General features: G+C 35.4%; 31 protein-coding genes and 1 tRNA gene. 2 read left to right on the top strand and 30 right to left on the bottom strand.

The features are described from left to right. The first annotated feature begins 396 nt into the window (after window positions 1-396). Entirely contained in the window at window positions 397-2688 is a 2292-nt protein-coding gene (locus tag VLK81_RS09535) for a S8 family serine peptidase (RefSeq protein ID WP_324620434.1), read from the top strand. 91 nt (window positions 2689-2779) lie between these two features. Then, a tRNA-Lys gene (locus VLK81_RS09540) sits at window positions 2780-2855 on the top strand. A gap of 185 nt (window positions 2856-3040) precedes the next feature. Here the strand turns inward: VLK81_RS09540 and VLK81_RS09545 are convergent. The 30 genes from VLK81_RS09545 to VLK81_RS09690 form a co-directional block, all read right to left on the bottom strand. Then, entirely contained in the window at window positions 3041-3226 is a 186-nt protein-coding gene (locus VLK81_RS09545; protein WP_324620435.1) for a hypothetical protein, read from the bottom strand. Window positions 3227-3330: 104 nt separating this feature from the next. Continuing rightward, on the bottom strand, window positions 3331-3456 hold the full coding sequence (locus tag VLK81_RS09550) for a hypothetical protein (RefSeq protein ID WP_324618953.1): 126 nt from the start codon (window positions 3454-3456) through the stop codon (window positions 3331-3333). A 145-nt stretch (window positions 3457-3601) separates the two neighbouring features. Next, window positions 3602-3829, bottom strand: coding sequence for a phage holin family protein (locus VLK81_RS09555; RefSeq protein WP_324618951.1), 228 nt, complete (start codon window positions 3827-3829; stop codon window positions 3602-3604). Beyond that, entirely contained in the window at window positions 3829-5094 is a 1266-nt protein-coding gene (locus VLK81_RS09560; RefSeq protein WP_324618949.1) for a glucosaminidase domain-containing protein, read from the bottom strand. Before VLK81_RS09560 ends, VLK81_RS09555 begins: the two co-directional genes overlap by 1 nt. A gap of 16 nt (window positions 5095-5110) precedes the next feature. Continuing rightward, window positions 5111-5392, bottom strand: coding sequence for a hypothetical protein (locus VLK81_RS09565; protein WP_324618947.1), 282 nt, complete (start codon window positions 5390-5392; stop codon window positions 5111-5113). A 24-nt stretch (window positions 5393-5416) separates the two neighbouring features. After that, window positions 5417-5815, bottom strand: coding sequence for a hypothetical protein (locus VLK81_RS09570; protein WP_324618946.1), 399 nt, complete (start codon window positions 5813-5815; stop codon window positions 5417-5419). Window positions 5816-5818: 3 nt separating this feature from the next. Further along, the gene (locus VLK81_RS09575; protein ID WP_324618945.1) at window positions 5819-7276 is read right to left on the bottom strand and encodes a hypothetical protein; all 1458 of its coding nucleotides are present in this window, start codon (window positions 7274-7276) and stop codon (window positions 5819-5821) included. 3 nt (window positions 7277-7279) lie between these two features. After that, window positions 7280-7411, bottom strand: coding sequence for a hypothetical protein (locus VLK81_RS09580; RefSeq protein WP_324618944.1), 132 nt, complete (start codon window positions 7409-7411; stop codon window positions 7280-7282). Next, the gene (locus tag VLK81_RS09585; protein ID WP_324618943.1) at window positions 7395-7760 is read right to left on the bottom strand and encodes a hypothetical protein; all 366 of its coding nucleotides are present in this window, start codon (window positions 7758-7760) and stop codon (window positions 7395-7397) included. Before VLK81_RS09585 ends, VLK81_RS09580 begins: the two co-directional genes overlap by 17 nt. 12 nt (window positions 7761-7772) lie before the next feature. After that, a complete protein-coding gene (locus tag VLK81_RS09590) occupies window positions 7773-9872 on the bottom strand; it encodes a phage tail spike protein (protein WP_324618941.1) in 2100 nt (699 codons plus the stop codon). Next, a complete protein-coding gene (locus VLK81_RS09595; RefSeq protein WP_324618940.1) occupies window positions 9869-10552 on the bottom strand; it encodes a hypothetical protein in 684 nt (227 codons plus the stop codon). Before VLK81_RS09595 ends, VLK81_RS09590 begins: the two co-directional genes overlap by 4 nt. Then, on the bottom strand, window positions 10549-12543 hold the full coding sequence (locus VLK81_RS09600) for a phage tail tape measure protein (RefSeq protein WP_324618939.1): 1995 nt from the start codon (window positions 12541-12543) through the stop codon (window positions 10549-10551). Before VLK81_RS09600 ends, VLK81_RS09595 begins: the two co-directional genes overlap by 4 nt. Before the next feature lie 14 nt (window positions 12544-12557). After that, entirely contained in the window at window positions 12558-12803 is a 246-nt protein-coding gene (locus VLK81_RS09605) for a hypothetical protein (RefSeq protein ID WP_324618937.1), read from the bottom strand. Window positions 12804-12838: 35 nt separating this feature from the next. Beyond that, on the bottom strand, window positions 12839-13153 hold the full coding sequence (locus VLK81_RS09610) for a hypothetical protein (RefSeq protein WP_324618935.1): 315 nt from the start codon (window positions 13151-13153) through the stop codon (window positions 12839-12841). A gap of 1 nt (window position 13154) precedes the next feature. After that, complete coding sequence (locus VLK81_RS09615) at window positions 13155-13754, bottom strand: hypothetical protein (RefSeq protein ID WP_324618933.1); 600 nt, start codon at window positions 13752-13754, stop codon at window positions 13155-13157. A gap of 3 nt (window positions 13755-13757) precedes the next feature. Next, on the bottom strand, window positions 13758-14120 hold the full coding sequence (gp17, locus tag VLK81_RS09620; RefSeq protein WP_324618931.1) for a tail completion protein gp17: 363 nt from the start codon (window positions 14118-14120) through the stop codon (window positions 13758-13760). Beyond that, window positions 14120-14563, bottom strand: coding sequence for a hypothetical protein (locus VLK81_RS09625; RefSeq protein ID WP_324618929.1), 444 nt, complete (start codon window positions 14561-14563; stop codon window positions 14120-14122). Before VLK81_RS09625 ends, gp17 begins: the two co-directional genes overlap by 1 nt. Further along, the gene (locus tag VLK81_RS09630) at window positions 14556-14867 is read right to left on the bottom strand and encodes a phage head closure protein (protein ID WP_324618928.1); all 312 of its coding nucleotides are present in this window, start codon (window positions 14865-14867) and stop codon (window positions 14556-14558) included. The genes VLK81_RS09625 and VLK81_RS09630 overlap by 8 nt, the downstream gene beginning before the upstream one ends. Continuing rightward, window positions 14857-15120 (bottom strand): head-tail connector protein, encoded by a 264-nt coding sequence (locus VLK81_RS09635; protein ID WP_324618927.1) that lies wholly within the window; start codon window positions 15118-15120, stop codon window positions 14857-14859. The genes VLK81_RS09630 and VLK81_RS09635 overlap by 11 nt, the downstream gene beginning before the upstream one ends. 32 nt (window positions 15121-15152) lie before the next feature. Next, a complete protein-coding gene (locus tag VLK81_RS09640) occupies window positions 15153-15350 on the bottom strand; it encodes a hypothetical protein (protein WP_324618926.1) in 198 nt (65 codons plus the stop codon). Beyond that, entirely contained in the window at window positions 15350-16465 is a 1116-nt protein-coding gene (locus VLK81_RS09645) for a phage major capsid protein (protein ID WP_324618924.1), read from the bottom strand. The genes VLK81_RS09640 and VLK81_RS09645 overlap by 1 nt, the downstream gene beginning before the upstream one ends. Before the next feature lies 1 nt (window position 16466). Next, on the bottom strand, window positions 16467-17504 hold the full coding sequence (locus VLK81_RS09650) for an HK97 family phage prohead protease (protein WP_324618922.1): 1038 nt from the start codon (window positions 17502-17504) through the stop codon (window positions 16467-16469). Beyond that, window positions 17504-18685 carry a phage portal protein gene (locus VLK81_RS09655; protein WP_324618921.1) on the bottom strand — a complete coding sequence of 394 codons (1182 nt, stop codon included), beginning with the start codon at window positions 18683-18685 and terminating at the stop codon, window positions 17504-17506. Before VLK81_RS09655 ends, VLK81_RS09650 begins: the two co-directional genes overlap by 1 nt. Window positions 18686-18692: 7 nt before the next feature. Further along, on the bottom strand, window positions 18693-18866 hold the full coding sequence (locus tag VLK81_RS09660; protein WP_324618920.1) for a hypothetical protein: 174 nt from the start codon (window positions 18864-18866) through the stop codon (window positions 18693-18695). 10 nt (window positions 18867-18876) lie between these two features. After that, window positions 18877-20433, bottom strand: a complete 1557-nt coding sequence (locus tag VLK81_RS09665; protein WP_324620525.1) for a terminase large subunit — start codon at window positions 20431-20433, stop codon at window positions 18877-18879. Then, window positions 20379-20528, bottom strand: coding sequence for a hypothetical protein (locus VLK81_RS09670; RefSeq protein ID WP_324618982.1), 150 nt, complete (start codon window positions 20526-20528; stop codon window positions 20379-20381). Before VLK81_RS09670 ends, VLK81_RS09665 begins: the two co-directional genes overlap by 55 nt. Continuing rightward, window positions 20528-20869 (bottom strand): hypothetical protein, encoded by a 342-nt coding sequence (locus VLK81_RS09675; RefSeq protein ID WP_324618918.1) that lies wholly within the window; start codon window positions 20867-20869, stop codon window positions 20528-20530. The genes VLK81_RS09670 and VLK81_RS09675 overlap by 1 nt, the downstream gene beginning before the upstream one ends. Window positions 20870-20962: 93 nt before the next feature. Then, complete coding sequence (locus tag VLK81_RS09680) at window positions 20963-21262, bottom strand: HNH endonuclease (RefSeq protein ID WP_324618917.1); 300 nt, start codon at window positions 21260-21262, stop codon at window positions 20963-20965. A gap of 392 nt (window positions 21263-21654) precedes the next feature. Beyond that, entirely contained in the window at window positions 21655-22068 is a 414-nt protein-coding gene (locus tag VLK81_RS09685; RefSeq protein WP_324618916.1) for a hypothetical protein, read from the bottom strand. Further along, window positions 22058-22603 (bottom strand): hypothetical protein, encoded by a 546-nt coding sequence (locus VLK81_RS09690; RefSeq protein ID WP_324618915.1) that lies wholly within the window; start codon window positions 22601-22603, stop codon window positions 22058-22060. Before VLK81_RS09690 ends, VLK81_RS09685 begins: the two co-directional genes overlap by 11 nt. Window positions 22604-22612: the final 9 nt, after the last annotated feature.

Below are 22612 nucleotides of genomic sequence, written 5' to 3' on the forward strand. Positions count from 1 at the left end.
TTAAATTTTCAACTATTTTTTTCTTGCTAAAACGTTTCAATAAATAATAAAATGTTAAATTTTTGTAATTTTTATTTTTTTCTTTCCCTAAAATTAAAGCTCTCGACTTATTATTATTAAATTAATTATGCTTTTATTTTTTTATTCCATGGTATTTTGGTATATTTTGTTTTTTAAGCACAGTATTATTATTTTTAAAATTTTATTTTTAGTAGATTTTATGTTTTTTTGTTCAATTATATTATGATTTGATAAATTCTTAGGTAAAACTATAAATTTTTTACCTTTTTTTATATGATTAAGACAAGATGGGCTTGATTTTTGCTGTAATTTTTCTTTTTACATATAATTCATGTTATAATTTATATAAATGAAATATTTTTTTAGGAGGAAATTATGAAGAGAAATTTTTTAAGAGTTTTTTTATTTTTACTAATTTTAATAAATTTCAGGGTTTTTGCAAGTGGAAATATTAATTCTAGTGAATTTAAAGACTCTTATAAAAAGGTAGATATTCTAATTGAGTTAAAAGAAAGTTTTAGCTTAAAGTCAGGTGTAGCTTCTTTAAAGGATGATACCCTAAAGAGTCAGAAAAATATTTTAACTTTTCTAGATGGAGAAAAAGCTAAGGGGAAGGTTGATTTAGTTGAAACTTTTTATATTACCAATGCTATTCATACTATTTGCACTGACGATTTGATTAAGGAGCTTCAGGCTTTTGATGAAATTAAAAAGATTAGTTTTAACGAGGATAACCAGCTTCTTACTTTTGATCCTAGTCCAATTGACGAAAAGCAATTAGTTAACAATCCTATTATGGAGAATAAATCTAATGATTTTTATTTGGAGATGATATCTGCGGATAAGATTGAAGAAAAGTTTTCTCTTACCGGAGAGGGAATAACTATTGGATTTATTGATTCCGGGGTTGATTTTTCCCATCCAGAGATTAAGGATAAATTTAGGGGTTACAACAAGGAAGATGGATCTTTTGACGGCAAATATAGCTGGCTTGACCTAGTAGGGTCAAGTGTACTACCTCAAGATAATATAGGACATGGTACTGCTACTGTTTCTATTGCTCTTGGTGGATCTGAGAACTCTTTTGTAAAAGGGGTTGCAAGAGGTGCTAAGTGGATTGCTGTAAGGGCTTTTGAAAGTGGAGAGACTTCCAATTCCAATATTATTAAGGCTTGTGAGTGGATGCTAGCTCCAGGCGGAGATGAAAGTAAAAGACCTGATATTGTAAATAATTCTTGGGGACAAAAGGCAAATGAAAAAACTTGGTTTAATGATATCTTAAAAAAATGGAAGGAAGCTGGAATTTCTCCTGTATTTGCTAGTGGCAATGAGATCTCTGGCAAGGCTGAAGCAGGCTCTATTGATAATCCTGCATCTTTAATTGGCGCTCTATCTGTTGGCTCAGTTGATAAAAATTATGAGCTATCTAAGTTTTCAAGAAGGGGCCCATCTCTTTTTGACCCAGATGGAAAGTATTTTAAGCCAGAGCTTGTGGCTCCTGGTCAAGATATAAGGGCGGCTATAAATAATAATAGGTATGGTTACATGTATGGAACTTCTATTTCTTCTCCTCAAGTTGCGGGAGTGATTGCTCTTATTAAGGAAAAAAATCCAAATCTAAGTCCAGATGAGATTGAAGACATCTTAATAAAAACTGCGAGAGGACTTACTGATGAAGAATATAAGGAAAGTCCAAATATGGGATATGGATATGGGATTGTCGATGCTGAAAAAGCTATTCTTTCTTTAGATTCTCCTAAGGAAGATCCAGAAGAAAATACCAGAAGAATTTCTGGAAATGATAGAAAAGAAACCGCTCTTGCAATATCTAAAAAATATTTTTCTACGGAAAAAGCTGTTTACTTAACTGGTGCAAATTCTTCTGTCGATGCTCTTGTATCTTCTCCTCTAAATAAATCTGTAACTGGTCCGCTTCTACTAACAGATAGGGATGAGCTATCAAAAGATGTGTTAGATGAGATAAAAAGGCTTGGAGCTGAAAAAGTTGTAGTAATTGGCGGAGAAAATACTATTTCAGAAAAAGTTTTTAATGAGCTTAAGGATAGTACCGGTGAAGTTATAAGGCTTAGTGGAAGTGATAGGTATGAAACTTCCAGAAAGATAGGGCAAAGTGTAATTGATGAGAATGAGTCAAACTCAGTATTTTTTGTAAATGGACAAAAGGAAGTCGATGCTGTTGCTCTTGCAGGAGCTAGTATCAAAAATAGTCTTCCAATAGTTTTAGTTGGAGGAGAAAATTTAGATAAAAATACTCTTGATTTTATAAAGAAAAATAAGATAGAAAAGGTTATACTCGTTGGCGGTGAAGGGTCTCTATCAAGTGAACTTGAAAAAGATCTAGTTAGTTTAAATATTGATACCAAAAGAATAGGCGGAGAAAATAGGTTCCAAACAGCAAGTCTAATAGCTAGTGAATATTTTAATAGTCCAGAAGGTGCATTTGTAGCAAGTGGAGAAAATATAGTTGATGCCTTAACTATTGGCCCTGTTTCAGCCATAAAATCCTATCCAGTAGTTTTAACTTCAAGGGATAATCTTCCTCATGAAAGTTTACTATATATAAAGGAAGAAAATATTGAAGAAATTATAATACTTGGCGGAGAAAATTCTGTAAGTAAAGCTATAGAGGAGTTTTTAGAAAAATAGTTAATATTTAGTTAAATCAATATAAAAAATATTTAAAAATCACTTGACAGGGATATTAAAAGAGGTTATAATATTCCTGTTAGTTATTTTTGCACCTTTAGCTCAGTTGGTAGAGCAACTGACTCTTAATCAGTGGGCCCAGGGTTCGAGTCCCTGAAGGTGCACCATAGGCGTTAAGGTTTGTTATAGCTGTTTATAGATGGCTATATCAAGCCTTTTTATTTTAAAAATATCACGTATTTAGTTATAACTTGTTACAGTTTGCCTTTTGGGTTGCAAACTCGTTGCAAACAAAAATAAGGAGTATATGCTATAAAAAAATTTAGTCCTCAAAACTTTGAGGACTATTTTTCTACCTATTTACATTTTCATTATCAAATATTTCTAATAGCTCTTCTACTTCTTTTCTTGATTTTGCATATTTTCTCGCAAAAGTTCTTGCACTAGATTTTATCCTTTGGTATCTTGCTTTTTCAGGATTTCTTTTTTCCCAAGCTCTACTAGCTCTAATTTGAGCATCTGACGTTTTATTTTCCATAAAATCTCCTTGTGAAATTTCCTGTTCTTTGATATAATCAACTTAAAGAAAAGGGAGGAACAGGGCTCCCTAATCTTTACTATCGTAGCCTACTTTTTAGTAGGCTATTTCTCTATTAATTTCTTTATTTCATTAACTGCTTCTTCTTTCGTCTCTGACTTCTCAATTATTGCTAATATCATTTCCAATACTATTTTAAATTGTTCATTAGTCATTCCCTTATCTTCCATTTTCTCCTTCCTCCTGCTCTTTACTCGTAAGATTTCTTTTCTTACTGTATATATAATATAACACAATTGTTATATGTTGTCAACCTTTTTTTATTATTTTTTAGAATTATATGTAATAAAGCCCGTATTTTTACGGGCGATTGTTTTATTTTTCTATAGCATTTTTTGTTCCAGAATAAAGACCGCAGGCTGATAAACCGTAGCCGATACCGACTAGGATTGTATCCGTAGAAAATCCATTTTTTAGAAAAGAAAAAACCACCCCAATTAAAATACTTGCAAGTGGTATAAACTTCTTATCTATATCAAATTTTTTCACTACTTCTAAAATTCCAACTATAAGTGGAACGATTAAAATATCAAAATTGTCCATTATCTTCCCCCTTTTATCTCTTCAGCAAATTTTGCCACTTCTTTTAAGGTAGCTAACCTGTCATCTCCAAATACCTTTTTATCCGCTCCTTTAATATCATATCCGCCCACTTGCACAATGAAAGCTCCCTTGTCTTTATATATTCTGGCATCTTTTGTTTTAGTAAGTAGACCTGCCCCAATCGCATTAAATAAGGCTTCTGCATTTGGAAGGTCGCCATCACTCCAGTAAGCAATTATAACTTGTTTATCCATAAAATCCACCCCACTTTCTTTTAAAGCCTTTTTATCATACTCATAAAGCTTATATTTTTCTATAATATCAATTAACTTTCCTGGATACTTTGGATCAGTTGCATATCCATCATCATAAATTTTTTGGCATGCCCTCTTGTAGTCCACCTCTCCAATTAAATTTTTGTAGATATAAACCCCACCTATACACCTGGTAGTAAGATATAAAAGCCTATCCCTTATTGACTCATCCCAGGACTTGTAAGACTTAAATCCAGCTAAGACTTCCACATACTTTCCGTTAATCCACTCAGAAGTTTTTTTCTTATAAATCCTAGTCCAGCTTGGATCAGTACTAGCCTTTATCCCAAAAATTGCATTTGCTCTTACTGCAAGCTCCGAATTTCCACTGTCAGACTCTAGGATAGCTTGAGCAATAGTAAGACTTGGTAGGATTCCATGAGTCTCCCAGCCTTTTATGGCACCATCTTTTATCTTTTCAATAAAATCTGGAGTAGAAAGTCTGGTCTTTTTAGATTCCTTTAGTTCTTCCATATACTTTGCAACCTTTCTCTTAAAAGGCTCCCAGCCATTATTGTCTAGCATCCTATGAGGACAGTACTTACCGGACCAGATTTGGTGATTTCTAAGCCTATCAATACCAAATCCCTTAGACAGTAAAAGTTTTGCCGACTTGTGTGCTGCATTATCCTCAGCTACTGGATACCTACTATCGCCCTTATCAAGAGAGTAGCAAATTTCAAGTGCTACAGACTTTGTATTTCCGTCACCTCTTCCATCTCCAGCATGCCAGCAGGACATATTAAGCCTTTGAATTTGTACACACTCTCTGTCATCAATCGCAAAGTGATAAGTAACTTCACTTTTCCCACTATGCACATACATAGCTTCGCTCCTAGCACTCACACGATTCGCTGTGTTGTGGATAGTTATATATTGCCAGTCCATCTCACCGAAAGTCCTAGTATCGCTTAAAGGTAAAAGCATAGTGGTTTCTTTATAACTTGCCATAGGATCGATCCCTCCTTTACTTTAAAATAATACTTAAAATATAGCCAACAATTCCACTAATTCCAGCAATTATAAGCTTATCCCAATACTGCACAGGTCTTTCAAGTATCTTCTTCACATCCATTTTAGTTTCCTTTGTTGTCATATTAATCACGTCAACCTTATACTCCGTCTTACTTAAATCCGACTTCAAATTCACAAAATTTTCTTCCAACTTTTCCACCCTACTTTTTACATCCAATAAATCCTCGCTTAAATTCTTCATACGCTCCATGCAGTTTTTTTCTTCTACACACATCTAACCACCTACTTTTTAATAAAATTAAGCATATCCCTCGCCCATTGCACTTGTTTGTGCAACTTCTTTTCCGTTATAGATAGCAGTGAAAGTTACATATCCAAAATTACTTGTATAAGTTGGACTAGTAACCGAACTTTGACCAGTGTATTCAATTCGGTCGCCTTTCATTGTATTGTCGGCATTAAGTTTTACAACGATTGTAATTGGCTTGATATCTTTAAATTTACTATCAATATCGACTTTATAATAGTAAGTCTTAAAACGTGAACCAGGTCTACTAACATCAACCCTTTCTAATCCATAGAAAAACTTACTCCAGTCCAGTCCTTGCCACACCAACTTATCCCCACAGTAGACCTCGGATATAGCCTTGTCGCCGATATAAATCTCTTTAGTGTCCTTATCGTTAAACTTAATCATAACTTACTCCTGCACAAAATATAAAGTGCTTGGGCCTTTAGTCATGCCAGTATAAGTTGCCTTACTTGTGATGACAAATTTTAAGTCCTTAGTAGCCCCACTCAAATTAGCCTTTATACTGTCATGGGTATGGTCTTTACTAGCCGTGTTTTCAATAGCACTTTTATTATCATGTATATCATCAACCATTAAATCTATAACATCGTTAAGATACATAGTGAAATAGTGCTCGGCAGCACTACTTTGAGTTTCTATATCAATCTCTGTGCATTTGTGCCTATGCTCCTTACTAGCCGTATCCTCAAGCTTATTTTGTAGGTTAGTCACATCTTCTATTGTGTGCTTATGCACTTTTTCAGCCCTATTTTCAATCGATTTACTCAAAGTCTCTTTTGTTATATTTAAATTATCTACACTAGGCACAGTATATGGTGCTGATTCTTTTTCTGTTCCAATAACTTTCACAACCCCTGCTGTGCTTGAAGTTGCATTAGGTATCACACCTTGCATAGTCTTATCCCAGCTCTCAAAAGTAGACTTTCTTTTCTTTTCAACTTCTACCCTTTGAGTTTCCTGACTTTGCCTTGCGTTTTCTTGTGATTCCCTAGTATTTTCAGCACTTACTCTTGTACTTTCAGCTGATTTTCTTTTACTTTCTTCGTTTTGTCTTGTATTTTCTTGACTGCTTCTTGTACTTTCAGCACTCACTCTTAGAGTTTCAGCACTTACTCTTTTCTTTTCTGCTTCAACTCTTTGTTTTTCCTGACTATCTCTTGTTATTTCGTTTGACTGCCTGGCGCATTCTTGATCTATTCTAGTCGATTCTCGAGACAGTCTAATAGATTCTTGTGACTGCCTAGCCTTTTCTGCACTAACCCTACTAGCTTCTGCAGCCATTACTCCCTCCATATCAGTCCTGATTTTCTTGACTGCTGTGGTGTCAGTTGATACCTGCTTTTGTTTATTTGTCACATCAACCCTAATTGCTTCCTGCTTTTGCAGACTATCTTTGTATGCTTTTTCTTGTGCGTCTACCCTTTCAAGTGCTTTTTCAAGCTTTGTGAAGTCAACTACTAGGTCTTTGCCGATACTTCCGCCATTGGCCATAGACTCGGTCACTTCAACTTCTTTTACTTCTGATTGAATTAATTCTTCAGACCCCTTATATAAAGCAATTTGAAGCTTCAAAGTACCAGCCTTAGAAACCATATCAGTAGACAAGTAAACCTTGTATCTTCCATCTTCGACTGTGGCTACTGTGTAGAAAGTTTTGTCAGGATAATTTGAGTTCACTCCGTAAAGCCTGCACTCATACACACTACTTGCTTCTAAAACTTCTCCATCAGTAGAGACCATCTCAACAAGAAAGCCCCTAGACCTAGTATCTCCTTGGACTGGCTGTAAGTATCCCAGCTGATTATCATCAAACCTTAAAGTAATCGATTTTATCCCTAAATCCATAAGCTACTCCGCCTTTTCTATTTCTTTTAACTTTTCTTCCACTTTATCCCTCATGCCAAAATTATTTCCTATCATCTCAAGCCTGATCTTTTTCTTAATCACAGCCTCGCAAAGCATATTAATTAGTACTTCCATTTTCCCCTCCAGTATTCGATAAAAGTAAGGTAAGTTCAAGAACCTGTCCCTGTAAGCTCTCAATTTCCTTATTTTTCGCTTCTAATTCCCTATTAAACCTTTCCATATCAAAGCTATCAACTTTTACCAAATCAAGCTCTATAAGGTCTTTGAGCTTATCTTCAGCCATCTTAAACTTATCGACCTTTTTGGTCATTACAGCTGTCATTTCTTCAGCGTTTAAATTAATTTCACATCTCATAAAATCATATGGAGGGCGGTTAGACTGAAATTGAATTGTTCCACCTATATATACTCCACCACGTTCAATATCAATTTTTGGTAATACATCTACATAATCAATTTTCATAACTTATCCTTTCTACTCCTTCCACTTCCACGTGCCATCACTTGCCCTTATGAGCGGATATCCTCCGGCTTGTATTGGAGATCCTTGAAGATTTAAAAGACCGCTACAGCCAATGGCAAAACCATTACTATAACTAGCTTTGAACCAGCCCGACCCATTCATAAGAGTTAGACCATTTTGTTCCAGCGAGTGCCTATTGCCATTCGGATTTGCGGCTATTCTTCCCTGGGCCTCAAAAGTATTTGATCCATAGTCAAAACTAAAAGCACTTGAGTTCGCATTAAGACTAGTAGCAGATCCGTTAATCGAAGCCTGCCTATAATTTCCTGACAGATAAGATGAGGAGTTACTAACAGTTCCCGTGTGTGTCCCACTAGAGTTAGTCGTTAAAGTTCCAGTAGTTATCGAATTTGCACTTAAGTGCTCAAACCTCACATCCCTACCGCTAATAGTCCCAAAGACAGCACTACCACTAACCTGAAAATCTCCATTAACTCGAGTTTGTCCGTCAAGGATTATATTTTTCCCCTGGATCCTTGCATTTTCAGGACTTAAATTTATAGCGGAGATTACACCGTCTTTTCCAACTTTTAGGTCAATCTCTTTTGCTTGTGCTTCAAATTTGCTTTCTGTATCTTTCTTCAAGTCGTCTACAAGTGAGATTTTTAAATTATTTGTCCGTGGATCGTATATGATTTTATTAGCCAAGTTAAAAGATCCCTTGTCCATGCTTAAAATAAATTTCCCTTGTTTATCCGATAAGACACCTGCTTTGAGTAGGTCAGCACTTAAAGTTCCTGTATCTATAAAGTCAGCTACTATGTGACCGTCTATTGTAATTCCTACACTATAAGGTCCTAATATTCCATTGTGACTGAAACCAATCCCATTTTTGTTAATCCTTACAACTTCTTTAGCTGTGGACATGTCGGCTGTATCCATTACAAGAATTTCAAAAGGCTTTCCGTCCGCAGTAGTTCTTGTGACTATGTTTCCTCCTGATACTCCACTTAGTTTGTCCGTAGCTTCTTTTTGTTTTTGTTCAAGTTCACTAGCTTTTACTTCTATCTTTGAGTCTATCTCTTTGATTAGTGTCCCAGTGTTTTTTGCCATAGAGTTTGTAAAGTTACCAATCTCTATGCTTTCAAATCTTTCTTTCAAGCAGTCGTACTTATAAGAAATTACATTAGATTTCAAGTTAATATCAAGTTTTGGTACTATCACGTGTACTACGTCGTAAAGGTCAAGTTCCTCAAGCCATACGTACTTCTTGTAGTCACTTGTATTTCTAAGACTTATAAAGTTGACCTCATAATTTACTATTGGTTTATCAATATTATGCTCTGTAAAATACTTTTTAGCTTCTTCTCTTACGTACTTTTCTTTATCTTCTACACTTTCGGGTACTTCAATCCTGATTTCAGCTACCTTTGGATAAGCATATGAGTCTATAAGAGGGCTTTCTATATACTTTTCTTGTATCATATGGACGATATTATCTTCCACCCACGTCGGCATTATTTTTGTGATAACTTTACTGTCGTCTATGCTTTCGCTTATACCTTGTAAATTCTTTCCATACCTGATATCGTAGCCGTTATCTCTACCTTCGACTATATGCTCTATCAGGAAGTTGTCTCTTCTTATATATCCTCCCCAGTTTGCTATCAGGCAGTTGTCAGCCCCAAGCATAGCTTGAATTGGGTTTTTTCTCACGTAGTAAGCAGTTGATATTGTACCTACTTTTGAGGTGCTTTTAAATCTATGAGGATATAGAGTTCCTCCAAGAATTGAGTTCAAGGCTCCCGCACCATTTGTCGCAGTTGGTCTTGAATCTTCTATAAAATTTCCCAGTAGGTCATAGAAGATATGTCTTCCTTTTGCTGTAGTCTTTCTCAAGTCATGGTGTGAGTTGTAAATTCTGAAAAGTTGTTCCCCTCTAGGTGTTGGAGCTTTAATTATCTTTCCATTTTCTAGTCTTTTATCCAACTTAGACTCATACTCTAGCTCAAAAATTCCGTTTTCATCTTCTTTTACATGACACTTATATGGGTTGAGTATTGTCTCAATGTGATTAAAGTCAGTTTCCGATTTGTTAAAAAGTCTTATCATAGTTCTCTCCAGTATGGGACAATTTCCAGTTTTGTAATTCCACCACTAAAAGATATATAATTTCTACCTTCTTCAAAGATAGGATACTCACCTTCCATGTCTTTTCCTTTTGGTAAGTTGTCCTTGTGTGTAATCTTAAGTTTACTGTCTATGGTTACATAATTTTCTATGTTGCTTAAGTTAATAATTTTATTGTTTATAGAAAGCTTTCCGTTTCCACTCCCATGCACTTTTATTACAGGTTCTGAATATATAGTCCCAAGGTTATATATACTTATACTTTTATCCGTCTTTATTGGATGCCTTCCTCTTTCAAGATAAAAGAAAGGTTCAACTAAGAAGGTGACTTTCATTGAATTTCTACAGCAACCTAGAGGATTTCTTTCCATTACGTCGATTACATCAGCATAAAAAAAGCCATCAGGATCTACAGAGGTTCTTAAAATTCCGTTTCCTGATAGCCACTTATTTATATCTCTTACTTTGTCTTTCTCAAAGTTTGCGAAGGTCACTTCTCTTTCATAGCTTTCAAAGGTGCCAAGTCTATCTATAATCTGACCTGACCTACCTTCAACTGTGTGTCTTTCTATTCTTTCTTCTGCTCTTTTTCTTCTAGTCAAATTCTGCACTACGAGGGCAAACTCTCTGTTAGTCTTATTATTAAATTCAATTTTTATCATAGTCCGCCCCCGTAAGCAAAGTTATTTGAGTCTTGCTTGTCTGCAAGTTTTCTATCTATTTCATCTAAGATAGCACCTATCAAAGTATCTCTATCTAAATATACGTTCGTATTCTTTTTAGCGATTACTTCTAAAATTTCTATCATACTGTCAAACTTTTCAAATCCTAATATTTCAGGTAACTTCTCTATAGGCATTACTGCTTCAGGTCCTGCTTCTCCTACACCTTTAAGTCCGTACGGTGTGTTAAAAAGCGTTGGTTTATCAAAAATACCACCTTTCGCATACCATTCTACTCCAATTCTTGGTACTCCTTGAGTCGCCCACTTTAATGGGTTCATTGAACCAGAAAAAGTAAAATGCGGCATTGGTAAGTGTGGCCACTGAAATTTAAAGTTAAACTTATCCTTTATAGCGTTAATAGCATCGCTAACTACTTTCTTAGCAGCATTAATAGGGGTTTCTATAGCGCTTTTTACTCCATCCCATATAGTAGTTGCTGTAGATTTTATTGAGTTAAAAACATCTGTCACTGTAGTCTTGACTCCGTTTACAGCAGTTGAGACACCTGTCTTAATTCCATTCCACACTCCATCAATAGCCGATTTTATGCCGTTCCAAGTATTAGTAGTTGTTGTTTTGATTGCATTCCATATGCTGTCGATTGTACTTTTTACCGCATTTATGGCACTGCTTATCCCTGACTTTATACCACTCCACACTCCATCAATAGCCGATTTTATACCGTTCCATACAGTTGATGTTATGCTCTTTATTACTTCCCATGCAGCGTTTATTACATTCTTTACATGATCAATGGCTGTCTGGACAATGGTTTTTATGGCATCCCATACGCCGCTTAGAATACCTTTTATGCCGTCCCAAACTCTTGACCAATCGCCTGAGATGAGGCCCATAGCTACATCAATCACGCCTTTAATTATGTTCATGGCCGCATCAACTATGCCTTTTATGCCATCCCAAATATTATTGATTATTGGCATAATGACTCCACCAAACTGTGTCCATGCAGCTTGAATTAGTTCAACTCCTGCACTAACTATCTCAACAATCTCTGATATTACACTTCCTACTGTTTCTTGTATTGCTGGCCAATTGGTCTGTACCCAGTCAAAAATAGCTTGAAATGCTGGCAAAAGATAATTTTGAAAGATATCTACAGCTGCTGTAACTAAATTACCTATTACTTCAAAAGCTGTGCTTATTACAGATTGTATCATTGGCATATTAGCTATTACCCAGTCCAAAAAGCTTTGAATAATTGGCATTACTTCAATTCCTACTTTTGCCACAACCGTACCTAAAGATCTTTTTACTTGGTCCATAGAGTCCGTAAAGACTACTCCTGCGTTTATTGCTTCATCACTCATTACTAAACCAAGTTCTTCAGCTTTTTGTTTCAGTTCTTCCACAGAGCCACCTGTAGAGTTTAAAAGTGGCATAAGTTCGAGTCCAGCTTTACCAAACATATCAAAGGCAAGTTGTGATTTTTCAGCACCTTCAGGAAGTTCTTGCATTTTCGTTACGACTTCTTCGAATACTTGTTCTTGACTTTTAAGATTGCCGTTCAAGTCTGTGGCCGATACTCCAAGTTGTTTAAAAGCTTCAGCACCTTTGCCTGTGCCTTGCACCGACTCGTCCATACGTTGAACCATGGTCTTCATTCCGACTTGCATTTTTTCTATACTTGTTCCTGATTGGGATAAAATGAAATCCCATTCTTGAAAGCCTTTACGACTTATCCCTATTTTTTGTGAAAGCTTGTCTACTCTATCTGCAACTGCTGCCGATTTGTTAGCCATACCAAAAAGAGCCGCCCCACCTGCAATTGCAGCTCCACCGATAGCAGCTCCCCATTTTGCTACAGTTCCTGCTCCTGAAAGAAACTTCTTACCTAAGGCTACGACTTTAGAATCCGTCTTTTGTAAAGATTTATCTGCTTTGTCAGAGTCAATGAAAATTGACCCCATGAGTTTAAATATTTCTATAAGTCATCACCTCCGTGTAAATTTTTTAAAATATTTTCTACTTGATCTAAAATTTCTTTACCTGTTCTTGTGTCCTTTGTAGTATGCTTTACTTTAATTAATTTATCTTTGAAGTCCGTAAAGCTAATTTCCGATTGGTAAGGTATCCATCTTTGAATTAAAATATCTTCTTGTTTTTCTTGTAAAGCCTTGTTTACAAGTTTTATGAAAGTTTTAAAATCTAAGTCAAGAGGATACCTCATATCTCCATATCTAAAAAGGAGCAAGTCAGTGACTTCTACTTCGTCAACTTGCTCGCTCGCTCTAAAAAATCTTTTATTCCTTTTATATTTTTGAATTGTTCGATATAGTCTAGATATTCACTTAAAGGAAGTTCTCCTATTTCTTTTCCAGTCACACCTGTAAGACTTCCTAAAAATTCGTTTACTTCTTTTTGTGCCAGGTGTAAATTACTGAAGATTTTCAGGACAAGTTCAGCTCCTGCTTGCTCCTGGGTCATACCTTCTGTGATTTCAATTTTGATATCCATTTTTGAAAGAATTCTAGATACTTTAAAGATATCATTTCCTTTCAGCTCTCTAAATTCTTTCATGCTATGCTCTCTCTTCTGGTATTGTTGGGAAGTAAATTACAAAAGGTGGTTTTGATGTATCTTGTCCGTCATTGTAGCCTGTGAAAGCTAAAGGGATTACACCTTCTGATTTATCTTCAAGTTTCAGTTCTATACCTTTGCTGTTCAAAGCATTAAATACTTGTATTATTACAGGGTCATTTGATCCCGATAAGGTTCCTACCCAAGTTATATTTTCTATATAGTCTGAAAGCTTTATACAGTTTCTACCTTCAATTTTTGTATATACTCCTTCTTTAACGTTTCCTGTAACTGATATTGCTAAAGACATTGCAAGGTTTTCTGCTGTAACTTCAATAACATTCGCTTCAAGTTCTACTTCCCAATCTTCAAGGATTTCAGAACCTTTTACTTTTCCTCTAGCTCCGTCGACTTCTATTGTTCTAAAAGTTGGTACGGCTTTGAAAGTTCCTCCGCCTTTAGTTGCTCCTATCAGCTTATTTTTTGCAGTTTCTACTGTGTCTTTTTCAAAGTCATAATTCTTATAAAAAGCACCTGCGTCTAGTAGAAAGTGCTGAGCCGTATTTGCTGTAATTCCGTTTACTATATTACATACTCCCATAAATTAACTCCTCTCTGTGTATCTTAATTCAAAGATTACTGTTTTTCTTTTTAGTGTCTTGTCTTCGCTACCTGTGTCCACAGTCCTATCAAAATAAAGTGAGTACTGAATTTCTTCGTCGATATATCCTGTCAGGTCTAATTTATTTATTAGATCCTTTGTAATATCATCTACTCTTTTACTTGATGTACTTTTATCCCACACGTCTAAGTCAAGTGTATAAATGCAGTTAGCTCTATTGTTGTAGCTAGAACCTAGACTATAGACTACATATGGAAAGACTGCGTCATCTGGTGCGTTTTCATAGTACACCTTAGGATATACATTTTTTAATTGTGTTGTTAGTTGTGTTTTTAAGTGTCTCATTATTCTTCACCTGGTGGCGATTTGTATTCAGCGTCTCCTGGATCTGAAGGCTCCCCATTCAAAGCACTTAAATATTGTGCTTGAATTTGCTGTATCTGGTCTATGTTGTCATAAGTCGTATTTCTAAGTGAGCCGACTTTTCTCATTCCCATGTCTCCAAGTTCCTGACCCACAGAGTACCAAGCCCCATGCTTGAAACCTATCTGTAAATCTGCTTCTTTATTCCTTACCCAATATTGAGTATTGTAAGGTCTTCTATGTCTTTTCATTCCGTGAAGTTTCTTTAAGTCCATGACTACAATTTTTCTAAGATACTTCGCTGTGTCTCGAAGTGCTGCTCTTGAAAGTTCTGTGATAAGGTATTGGGCTTGGTCTACTTTACTTTCATAAGTAACTTCAACCTTTCCTTTTCTTGCCTTGATTTTCATCTTAACATTAGGCATTCCCAATATTAACACCTCCGTAGCATGTTATTTCTAAACTTCTTAAACCTTTCCTGTAGGTTCTCAAGACTTGATATCTTGTACTTCCGTGTATCAATTCTTTTTCATTTTGATAGTCTAGGTAGTCTGATATCTCAAATTTTATTTCAGGTTGTAGCCCGTGTTCCATAGCCTGATAAAATTCTTTTTGACCTATGCTCATCATCTTTGCTAGGACTTCTCTACTGGTCTCAATCTCGATTAGTTCCGCTGTTTCGTCAGTGTCGTATTCTTTTTTAATTAATTCTATTACTTCACTGTACATTGTAGTCACCACATAAACTCAAAGCGTCTCTTAACATTGAGTAAGCTTTGTTGTATCTGTCTCCCTCATTTTCGAAGTTATACTGATATCTACACCACAGCTTGATAGCTTTGATTATCAAAGGGTCTTCGTCATCTATTTTGACAATACCTACTCTTTTCAAATCAAGTTTGCAAGCTTCGATATTATCTTCTATATCTTCATCTATGAGGTCATGACTAATTCTCAAGTCAAGTTTTATTTTATCCAGCATTTTATCTCCACCTTAAAGTTAAAGGACAGAGATTACTCTGCCCCTTTGGTTTTTGCTTCCTTAATTTCTTTAACTTTTTTAACTTCTTCTACTTCTTTTATTTCTTTGACAAGTTTTCTTTCGATCATATCTTGGACTCTTTCTTTATCCTCAATTTTGATTTTTTCTCCTATCCTGTAAATCTTTTCAGGATTGTACTTGTCTACAAAGGCTTGTATGACTTCTAACATTATGCGGCACTTCCTATTGTGATTAAAGCTCCTGCTTTATCGTTTGTCATAGTACCACCTGAAATTACAATACCTGCTATTGTGTGTACGTGAGTTTTGATGTTCTTATCTCTTTCGATTAGTAGAGGTTGAACGACATTTTCAGTGTATTGGCCTGGGTCAAGGATTAGAATTTCATCTTCTGCAAGTGCGTCTTCTTGCTTGATGCCTATTCCTAAAAGTTGTCCAACGATTGCGTTTTGATAATCTGGTATAAATGATATTTTTCTATCTGCGTCTTTCATATTTGCGATTGCACCATAGAAAGCTTTATTAGTTGAGTAGATATAAGTTCTGCCTACTGATTTTAATTCTGCTAAAGCTTTTAGTACGTCTCCAAGTTCAAGACTTCCACTAACTTTCGCTTTAAGTTTATTATCAGTGTGTAAGTCCTTTTTGATTTGAGCTACTATATTCTTTGCCCATTGTGAACCTATTCTATCCCCTATCTCTTTTACAAGATATTCTTCAAAAGCTGGGATTGATAGCTTACCAAGCCTGTAAGAGAAGTCTACATGTTTAGAGATATCTTCTCCAGTGAGTGCCACATTAACAAAAGTGTTTTTTTCGTCTTCGTTAGCTTCCCCTTCTTTTACATTCTTAGCGTCCCCTGCGTTGATTGAAACGTGCTTTACGATTGAAATCACTGTCCCTGTTTGTAAAACATTAACGTCTTTTAGGATTGGGTGACTTTCTTCCATCAATGAATAGATTTTGTTTTGTAGCTCTTTTGGTATTACTTGTCCAGTGTTTTCAGTTGTGTGTACGAAGGCTCTTTCTTCTGCTTCCTCCAATGGTAAACCTAATAGATTTTTTAAAAAAGCACTTCTATATTCTTCTGTTTCATAAACTTTTCTTGTTTCTTCATCTTCTTCAAAGCTTCTTACTGTTACACCAAAGTTTTGGTTGGCGATATTGTCAAGTAAAGCTTTTCTTGTTTCTTCGTTTTCTAAAAGATTATTTCTCTTTTCGATTAGCTCGTCTGTTTCTTTCTTTAAAGCTTCAACGTCTGCGTTTTCATTTCTTAATTCTTCTTTTATTTCTTTTAGTCTTAGTTCAATTTCTTTTAAGTTCATATTATCTTTCTCCTTCTAGTTCTAGTAAAATTTTTAATTCTAATCTTTTGCGCTCCTGACTCTCCTTCAGGGTCTTGTCAATCACTCCGTGAACAAGATCTCTAGCATTTATGTTAGTGCTTTCGTTAGCAGGTCTGCTAACAGCAGAAACATCAAATATTTTTTTCACGGACTTATGTTTAATAGTCCTAGTCTTTTTGTCATAGTCGTAGTCTCCTACTCTAAAACCCCAGGACATTTTAGTTATAAGTCCTGACTCTATTTCTTCATAAAGTTCTTTTGCTGCACTTGACTTACTTAAGTCTGCTGCAATGAAAAGTCCTTCGTCATTTGGTTCTACTATCAAAGTTCCGTTTGATTGTCTTGCAAAGACTTTTCCAGCATGGTCAAATTGCATAATCACGTCAGACATATCTGTGTCTTTGAAACACTCTCTATCAAATTCTTCAAAGACTTTGCCGTCTTCATCTTCATAGAGTAAGTAAGGCTCAAACCTTGTCGCATAACCTTCTACATAGTAGTCAGTATCTATCCTTTTTTCTTTTTGTGTAGTTTCTAATTTCTCAAGGACTGCTCTATATTGTCTATCTTTTTTGAAATTGTCCATCTTTTTATCTTCCTTCTTTTCTTTATGGTCTTCAAACCACTTTTCTATGAGTTTCTTTTCTCTATCTTTATCTGGTCTTGTGCTATCTTTTTCTAAGTTTTTCAAACACTCATCTTTTGAGGTTTTCATCTTTTCATATTCTACGTCTTCTATCCCAATATCTTCTTCTATGAATTTCTTCAAGTCATCACTTGGATAGGAGACTATAAGGTAAGCATTTTCTATATCTTCATCTTCGCTATATGTTCTTAGAAAAGTTCCCCTCATTTTGATTACAAGGTTTTGTATCCAGTCTATAATTTCATAGTCTTTCCCATAGATCAATGCTCTTTTTATTTGATCATAATCAAAGACAACATCTTTATCTTTAAGTTGTTCTTGACAGTGAGTTGTCTTTCCACTGCAAGGTGGTCCCCAAATTACTTTTAGCATTATTCTTTGTCCTCCTGCTCTTCATACTGAACGGTGTCTGCGTCAAGTTTTGAAGTTTCAGCGTATTCTCTTCTGATGTATCTTTTATCTCCTTCGTCCCCTATGCCCGCCATGTTAAAGACTTCAAGTCCTTGATTTTGTGTTATGAAACCTCTATCGAAAAGTTGTGTCACTGTAGACAACTTTTCATCATTACTAAGATATTGAAGTCGATTAGCCGTGAAGATTATATTATTACCAAAAGCTATTTCTCTATCTGAAAAAACCATATTAGAATGTACCAAGCTAAGTTGGATTGCAAAGGGTTCAATCTTGCCTTCATAATAAGCATTCCATTCACTAGAATTAAATTTATTTTGTAAGATCGCTTCATTCGTTCCAAAGTAAGTGAAGACACTTTCTTTTATTTGTTGCATTTGATCTGGATCCACGATATAAGGTTTGCTTTCAATCTGCTTTATGTCTTCGTACTTTTGGTCAAAGAGTAAAACTCCACCAGTGTTTGAAGAGCTAAGATTGTTCTCTGTAAATCTCTTTCTTTCGTCCTCGATATCTTTTTCTTTTAAAGTGTGTGCAAGTTTCGCTAAAAATCTTATGTTAGCACTTGATTTCACACCTTCAATAATTCCTTGGTTATTGGTGTCTATTACTTCAAGTGTTGGTTGAAGTGCCGCATTGTTTTCTCCAAAGAAGTCATCCTTATATTGAAACTGGTTCAGTAGTCCCGCTTTTTCAAATTCAATTGCTCCTTTTTTGCCAACTCCAAATTCGTACACCAAATAAAGCTTCCCTTTGTATTCTGTCAACCTACAACTTTGAGGGAGTAGAGGGAAGAAACCTGTAACTTGTCCATAATCATCATGAAGTGGCAAGATGAAAGCATTGTTCTGTACTTGAAAGATTGTTGCAAGCCTATATAAGTACTTTGTTGTATCCTGGTAAGGATTAGGTTTGTACTGTAGTTTCTTTTCTAAGGTTTTATTCCCTGAACCTTTTACTTCTGGCTTGAGCTTACTTACATGAGTCGCAAAGCTGTGGACTGCGGCTCTTGTAAGTTCCATTTCATATAGTCCACCTTCAAAAGTTGTAAAGGCTGGTGTATATGCGTTCAAAGTTTCAAAGTATTCATTTAAAAGTACTTCTTGTTTTTCTTTTTTAAAAAGATTTGAAAAAAGTCCCATATTTCACCTACTTAAATTGCATGTGACAAATCTCATTTAGATTAAATATATGGACCAATTCATCCTTTACGTATATCTTTGTAATTCCATTATCTTCTTGATCATAAATGATATCTTTTTTGTCACAGTCTATTTTTATTATTCTCTCTGTACCATCAGCGAATTTTATATATATTTCCATGCGATACCTCCTAATTCATATTGATGTATCTATCTTTGTTGTCTTGTAAAACTTTATATCCACACAATAGTGCTATTGTTCCATCTATTCTTTGTGTATGGTCTAGTTTCTTTACTGGTTGAATATTTCCGTTAACATCGGTTTTTATTGAAGTATTCATCAAGCACCATTTTAAAATTGGGTTGTTTTGATAAACTATATTCTTTTCTATGAGTTCAGCTTTCAAGTCTTTCATAGGTTGAGAAAGTGTTATTGCTCCTTGTCGTACTGGTATCATACAGTTTTTACCAAACTCTGTTTCAAATTCTCTTAGTAGTGTATCGTCTATATGCCACGGGTCATATCCTATGAACATTACATACAGTCCTTCTTCATCTCTAAGTTCTTTGAACCAATTTAAGAAAATTCTTTTGTCACATTTGCCACCTGGACAAGTTCTTAAGTATCCTTGTTTCTTCCACAAGTCGTATGGTACTTTATCTCTTTCAACTCTATTCCCTGACTTTTGTTGTTCTTCGATAACTTTCTCTGGTATCCAAGCCATGCTTCTAACTTGTATTTGTTCATCTCCTGGTCTTTGACATAAAGCCACAGCAAAATTCAAGTCTGTTGTGTCTGCTGCGTCAAATCCTCCAATACAGTAGTCGTATTTTATTGAAGATACTTGTTCGTTGTTAAGTTCTTCGTATCTCAACCACGAGGACTCATCAGTTTGTTTCATGTTGAAATCTTTAACCATTACTGTTGGTTTAAAAGCTTGGTCATCTTTTGCCTTTTGTACCATTTGTTCCAAGTAGTCAATTTTCTTTATTGTTCCAAGTCCTGGATTTGCTTTAATCCACATGTCAGGGTTGTCCCATTCTTCGTATGTGTCTAGTTCGTAGATATAAGGCAAGAAGTGTTGATCGTTTATTTCTCCTTTTAGCCATCTTGCAGCGTAATCATACTGTGCGTCAAACACAGAGTCTCTCACAAATCCATTTGTTGAAATGGTGAATAGTAAAGGTTGATTTCTTGAACCCATTGACTGTTTCATCAAGTCATATAGATCCCTATTCTTTATTGCTGCAAGCTCATCTACTATTACACAGTGTGCGTCTAGTGAGTCAAGGCTTGATGTGTTACTAGCCATTGCTTTTATAAAAGACATTGTTGCTGGAAAGTATATGTCCGCAGCTCTCTTCTTTGTGTGCTTCTTCAAGAGTTTACTTTGAAGTCTCATGTTTACAGCAGCGTTGAAACCTTTCTTCGCTTGGTCAAGTTTGGTGGCTATATTATAGATTTCAGCTCCACCTTCTCCGTCTCCCATGAGCATGTAGAGTTCTATTGCTGCACACTCTGTTGTCTTTCCGTTCTTACGCCCTTCTATGATATTAACTTCATTGATTTGTCTATAACCTTCATCATCTACAAATCCAAAGATTGCTTGTATTCGTGCTTTTTGAAATAATTCTAGTTTTAGCTTTTGTCCTATATCCCCAGCAGGTACATAGCAGAAGTTTTCTATAAAGTCTATTGGTTTATTTGCAAGTTCAAAGTCAAAGTGATATTCTCCGGACTTATAAATCTTTCTAAAAGAATTTCAGCGACTTTCTTCATCTTGTCACATGATACGATTGTTCCGTCATAAATTTTAGTGTGGTATTCTTCAAAAGGTGTCATTATTTATCGAGCCATTTTGTAAACTCGTCTTCCTCTGCGTCTTCTGGTATATGTTCAATTAGAGTTTTAATTATTCCATTATAGTTTCGTATCATGGTGTTGTACGTTTTGCTTGCTGGGTGTTCTTGCACGACTTCAAATCCATTTCCATTGGTGAAAGTCTTCACAGCTCCTTCTTCTTTTATTCTTTCTTGAAGTTCAAAAAGTGTTTGCTCCATGAAAGCAGCTTCAACGTACAACTTTTCTATGAAAGTCTTTTTATCTTCATCTATGTTTTTGAAAATTCTTTTATATTTGTTTATGTTTTTCTTAAGTAATTTATCTCTTTCTAAGTCTGTCAAAATTCTCACCCCTTATGGAAGTTTTTTCACTCATGATAAATAAAGTTGCCCCTTCGGTCCTAGAACACTTGTTGGTATCTCAATCTATGGGGGCTATCTTTCTACAGGCTGCCCTTCCTCGTCGAACATACAACACAGCCCACCTTTACCAAACGTCTTTTTGTTGTGACACTCCAAACATAAGTATTGCAAATTATCATGATTTAAACTTATCCATGGATTAGTTATATTATCTTCAGTCAGCTCTTCTATATGGTCGACTATATATCCAAGCCTAGACCTGCAATGCTCACACATACCACCATCCACAAGTCTACGCTTCCCTATGTAACTTTCTCTACAAGCCTGCCACCTCTTTGAATTATAAAACTTCTTTGCAAACTTTCTTGCCATACTCTAAGCTCCCACCCCTGCCATAAAATGAACGAGTATATATTCCCTAATCACTGATAAAATAATGAAAAATCCTATTAAGTATGGCTAAATCTTCTAATTTTTAAGCTGCCGGTCTAGCCACTCCCGAGCCTACTCGCTTACTAGCCGCTATGAAAGGAGGCTTTTTCCTGAGGTAGCGAAATTCCTTGTCGGTTAAAACTCCTATCAAAACAAAAAGACCCTCAAAAAAGAGAGCCTTTTAACGAAAAAGAGGTAAATTTATGAAATTACAGTTAGGAAAGTTTCATAAAATCAACTTTTCACACATATAGTATACCACAGAGACTAGTGCAAAAGTGTGCAAAATTTCATAAAAAGTGTGCAAAAGTGTGCAAACTTTTAAAATAAAACTAACTTTTCAGAATAGCCCTAAGCTCATTTAAAGCAACTCCGTGCAAATAGTGAACAGTTCTCAAGCTACAAAAAAGACTGTCAGCCACATCCTGCCAACTCTTTTTATTTAAGTACCTCATAGACATAAGAAGCCTTTTATCCCCATCAAGATGACTAAAAAGAATAATCGCCCTCTCCTTTCTTGCCACAAGCTCATCAATATCAGAATTAATCTTAGACTCCAAGTCCACGATCCTGTCTACAGTTCCTGTGAAGCATTTATTTGATGGAGACGTCTTTACCTTATCCAAAGAGTAATCGAAAGATTTAATCGTCGTTTTAAGGCTTTTAAGCTCCTCTAATTGCCTAAGCTCTGAATCGATTAGACTATCCAGATAAAAAATCATCTTTAACTCATCCTTAATATCCAACCTTAAACCCCCTTCCATACCTTGCGTAAGCCTTAGCTTGTAGGTCCTCTATAATCTCGTCACCGATATTTCCAACGAACTCGGTAATGAATCCATGTCTAAAAAAGTCCTCACAGTCTTTTACAGTCCTTTCAAAAAACTCCTTTAGTCTAGGATTTAGATTTCCGTACATAAGCTCGCCATAAGACCTAATATAATCTTCCTTTGCAAGAAGAGTCACAGCTTCAATGAGATTCAAACAACCCTCAATACTATAGTCCCTATAATCACCAAGATTATAATCCTTTTTCTTTTTGATTATTTCTATCTTTTTATCAGCTACTTTGTTGTAATCAATAAGCTTAGAAATCCTACTAACCTCTTGAACCATATCTTCTGAAAAATAATGCCTTTTTAAGTGATCAAGCCCTGGGACTTTCAAAGACCCCTTAGGAATATAAACTTTAACAATATGGTTTAACCTAGACTCCGAAATACCACACAGCTTCATAGTTTCTCCAAAAGCGTAGTAATTTTTCCCGTCTTGCTTTATCATAAATCTTCA

The sequence above is a fragment of the Citroniella saccharovorans genome (assembly GCF_035481615.1).
GTDB lineage: Bacteria > Bacillota > Clostridia > Tissierellales > Peptoniphilaceae > Citroniella > Citroniella saccharovorans.

Coding starts and splice junctions, on each gene's coding strand:
- VLK81_RS09545 (WP_324620435.1), bottom strand. CDS start 3,226: ATGGAAAATAAAACGTCAGATGCTCAAATTAGAGCTAGTAGAGCTTGG.
- VLK81_RS09645 (WP_324618924.1), bottom strand. CDS start 16,465: ATGAACTTAAAAGAAATTGAACTAAGACTAAAAGAAATAAAAGAAGAA.
- VLK81_RS09680 (WP_324618917.1), bottom strand. CDS start 21,262: ATGGCAAGAAAGTTTGCAAAGAAGTTTTATAATTCAAAGAGGTGGCAG.
- VLK81_RS09560 (WP_324618949.1), bottom strand. CDS start 5,094: ATGGCAAGTTATAAAGAAACCACTATGCTTTTACCTTTAAGCGATACT.
- VLK81_RS09615 (WP_324618933.1), bottom strand. CDS start 13,754: ATGGGAGTATGTAATATAGTAAACGGAATTACAGCAAATACGGCTCAG.
- VLK81_RS09580 (WP_324618944.1), bottom strand. CDS start 7,411: ATGGAAGTACTAATTAATATGCTTTGCGAGGCTGTGATTAAGAAAAAG.
- VLK81_RS09590 (WP_324618941.1), bottom strand. CDS start 9,872: ATGATAAGACTTTTTAACAAATCGGAAACTGACTTTAATCACATTGAG.
- VLK81_RS09595 (WP_324618940.1), bottom strand. CDS start 10,552: ATGATAAAAATTGAATTTAATAATAAGACTAACAGAGAGTTTGCCCTC.
- VLK81_RS09640 (WP_324618926.1), bottom strand. CDS start 15,350: ATGTTAGAAGTCATACAAGCCTTTGTAGACAAGTACAATCCTGAAAAG.
- gp17 (WP_324618931.1), bottom strand. CDS start 14,120: ATGAGACACTTAAAAACACAACTAACAACACAATTAAAAAATGTATAT.
- VLK81_RS09655 (WP_324618921.1), bottom strand. CDS start 18,685: ATGGGACTTTTTTCAAATCTTTTTAAAAAAGAAAAACAAGAAGTACTT.
- VLK81_RS09550 (WP_324618953.1), bottom strand. CDS start 3,456: ATGGAAGATAAGGGAATGACTAATGAACAATTTAAAATAGTATTGGAA.
- VLK81_RS09610 (WP_324618935.1), bottom strand. CDS start 13,153: ATGAAAGAATTTAGAGAGCTGAAAGGAAATGATATCTTTAAAGTATCT.
- VLK81_RS09565 (WP_324618947.1), bottom strand. CDS start 5,392: ATGTGTGTAGAAGAAAAAAACTGCATGGAGCGTATGAAGAATTTAAGC.
- VLK81_RS09535 (WP_324620434.1), top strand. CDS start 397: ATGAAGAGAAATTTTTTAAGAGTTTTTTTATTTTTACTAATTTTAATA.
- VLK81_RS09635 (WP_324618927.1), bottom strand. CDS start 15,120: ATGCTGGATAAAATAAAACTTGACTTGAGAATTAGTCATGACCTCATA.
- VLK81_RS09555 (WP_324618951.1), bottom strand. CDS start 3,829: ATGGACAATTTTGATATTTTAATCGTTCCACTTATAGTTGGAATTTTA.
- VLK81_RS09670 (WP_324618982.1), bottom strand. CDS start 20,528: ATGACACCTTTTGAAGAATACCACACTAAAATTTATGACGGAACAATC.
- VLK81_RS09605 (WP_324618937.1), bottom strand. CDS start 12,803: ATGAGGTATCCTCTTGACTTAGATTTTAAAACTTTCATAAAACTTGTA.
- VLK81_RS09690 (WP_324618915.1), bottom strand. CDS start 22,603: ATGATAAAGCAAGACGGGAAAAATTACTACGCTTTTGGAGAAACTATG.
- VLK81_RS09600 (WP_324618939.1), bottom strand. CDS start 12,543: ATGGGGTCAATTTTCATTGACTCTGACAAAGCAGATAAATCTTTACAA.
- VLK81_RS09585 (WP_324618943.1), bottom strand. CDS start 7,760: ATGAAAATTGATTATGTAGATGTATTACCAAAAATTGATATTGAACGT.
- VLK81_RS09630 (WP_324618928.1), bottom strand. CDS start 14,867: ATGTACAGTGAAGTAATAGAATTAATTAAAAAAGAATACGACACTGAC.
- VLK81_RS09660 (WP_324618920.1), bottom strand. CDS start 18,866: ATGGAAATATATATAAAATTCGCTGATGGTACAGAGAGAATAATAAAA.
- VLK81_RS09650 (WP_324618922.1), bottom strand. CDS start 17,504: ATGCTAAAAGTAATTTGGGGACCACCTTGCAGTGGAAAGACAACTCAC.
- VLK81_RS09570 (WP_324618946.1), bottom strand. CDS start 5,815: ATGATTAAGTTTAACGATAAGGACACTAAAGAGATTTATATCGGCGAC.
- VLK81_RS09575 (WP_324618945.1), bottom strand. CDS start 7,276: ATGGATTTAGGGATAAAATCGATTACTTTAAGGTTTGATGATAATCAG.
- VLK81_RS09625 (WP_324618929.1), bottom strand. CDS start 14,563: ATGCCTAATGTTAAGATGAAAATCAAGGCAAGAAAAGGAAAGGTTGAA.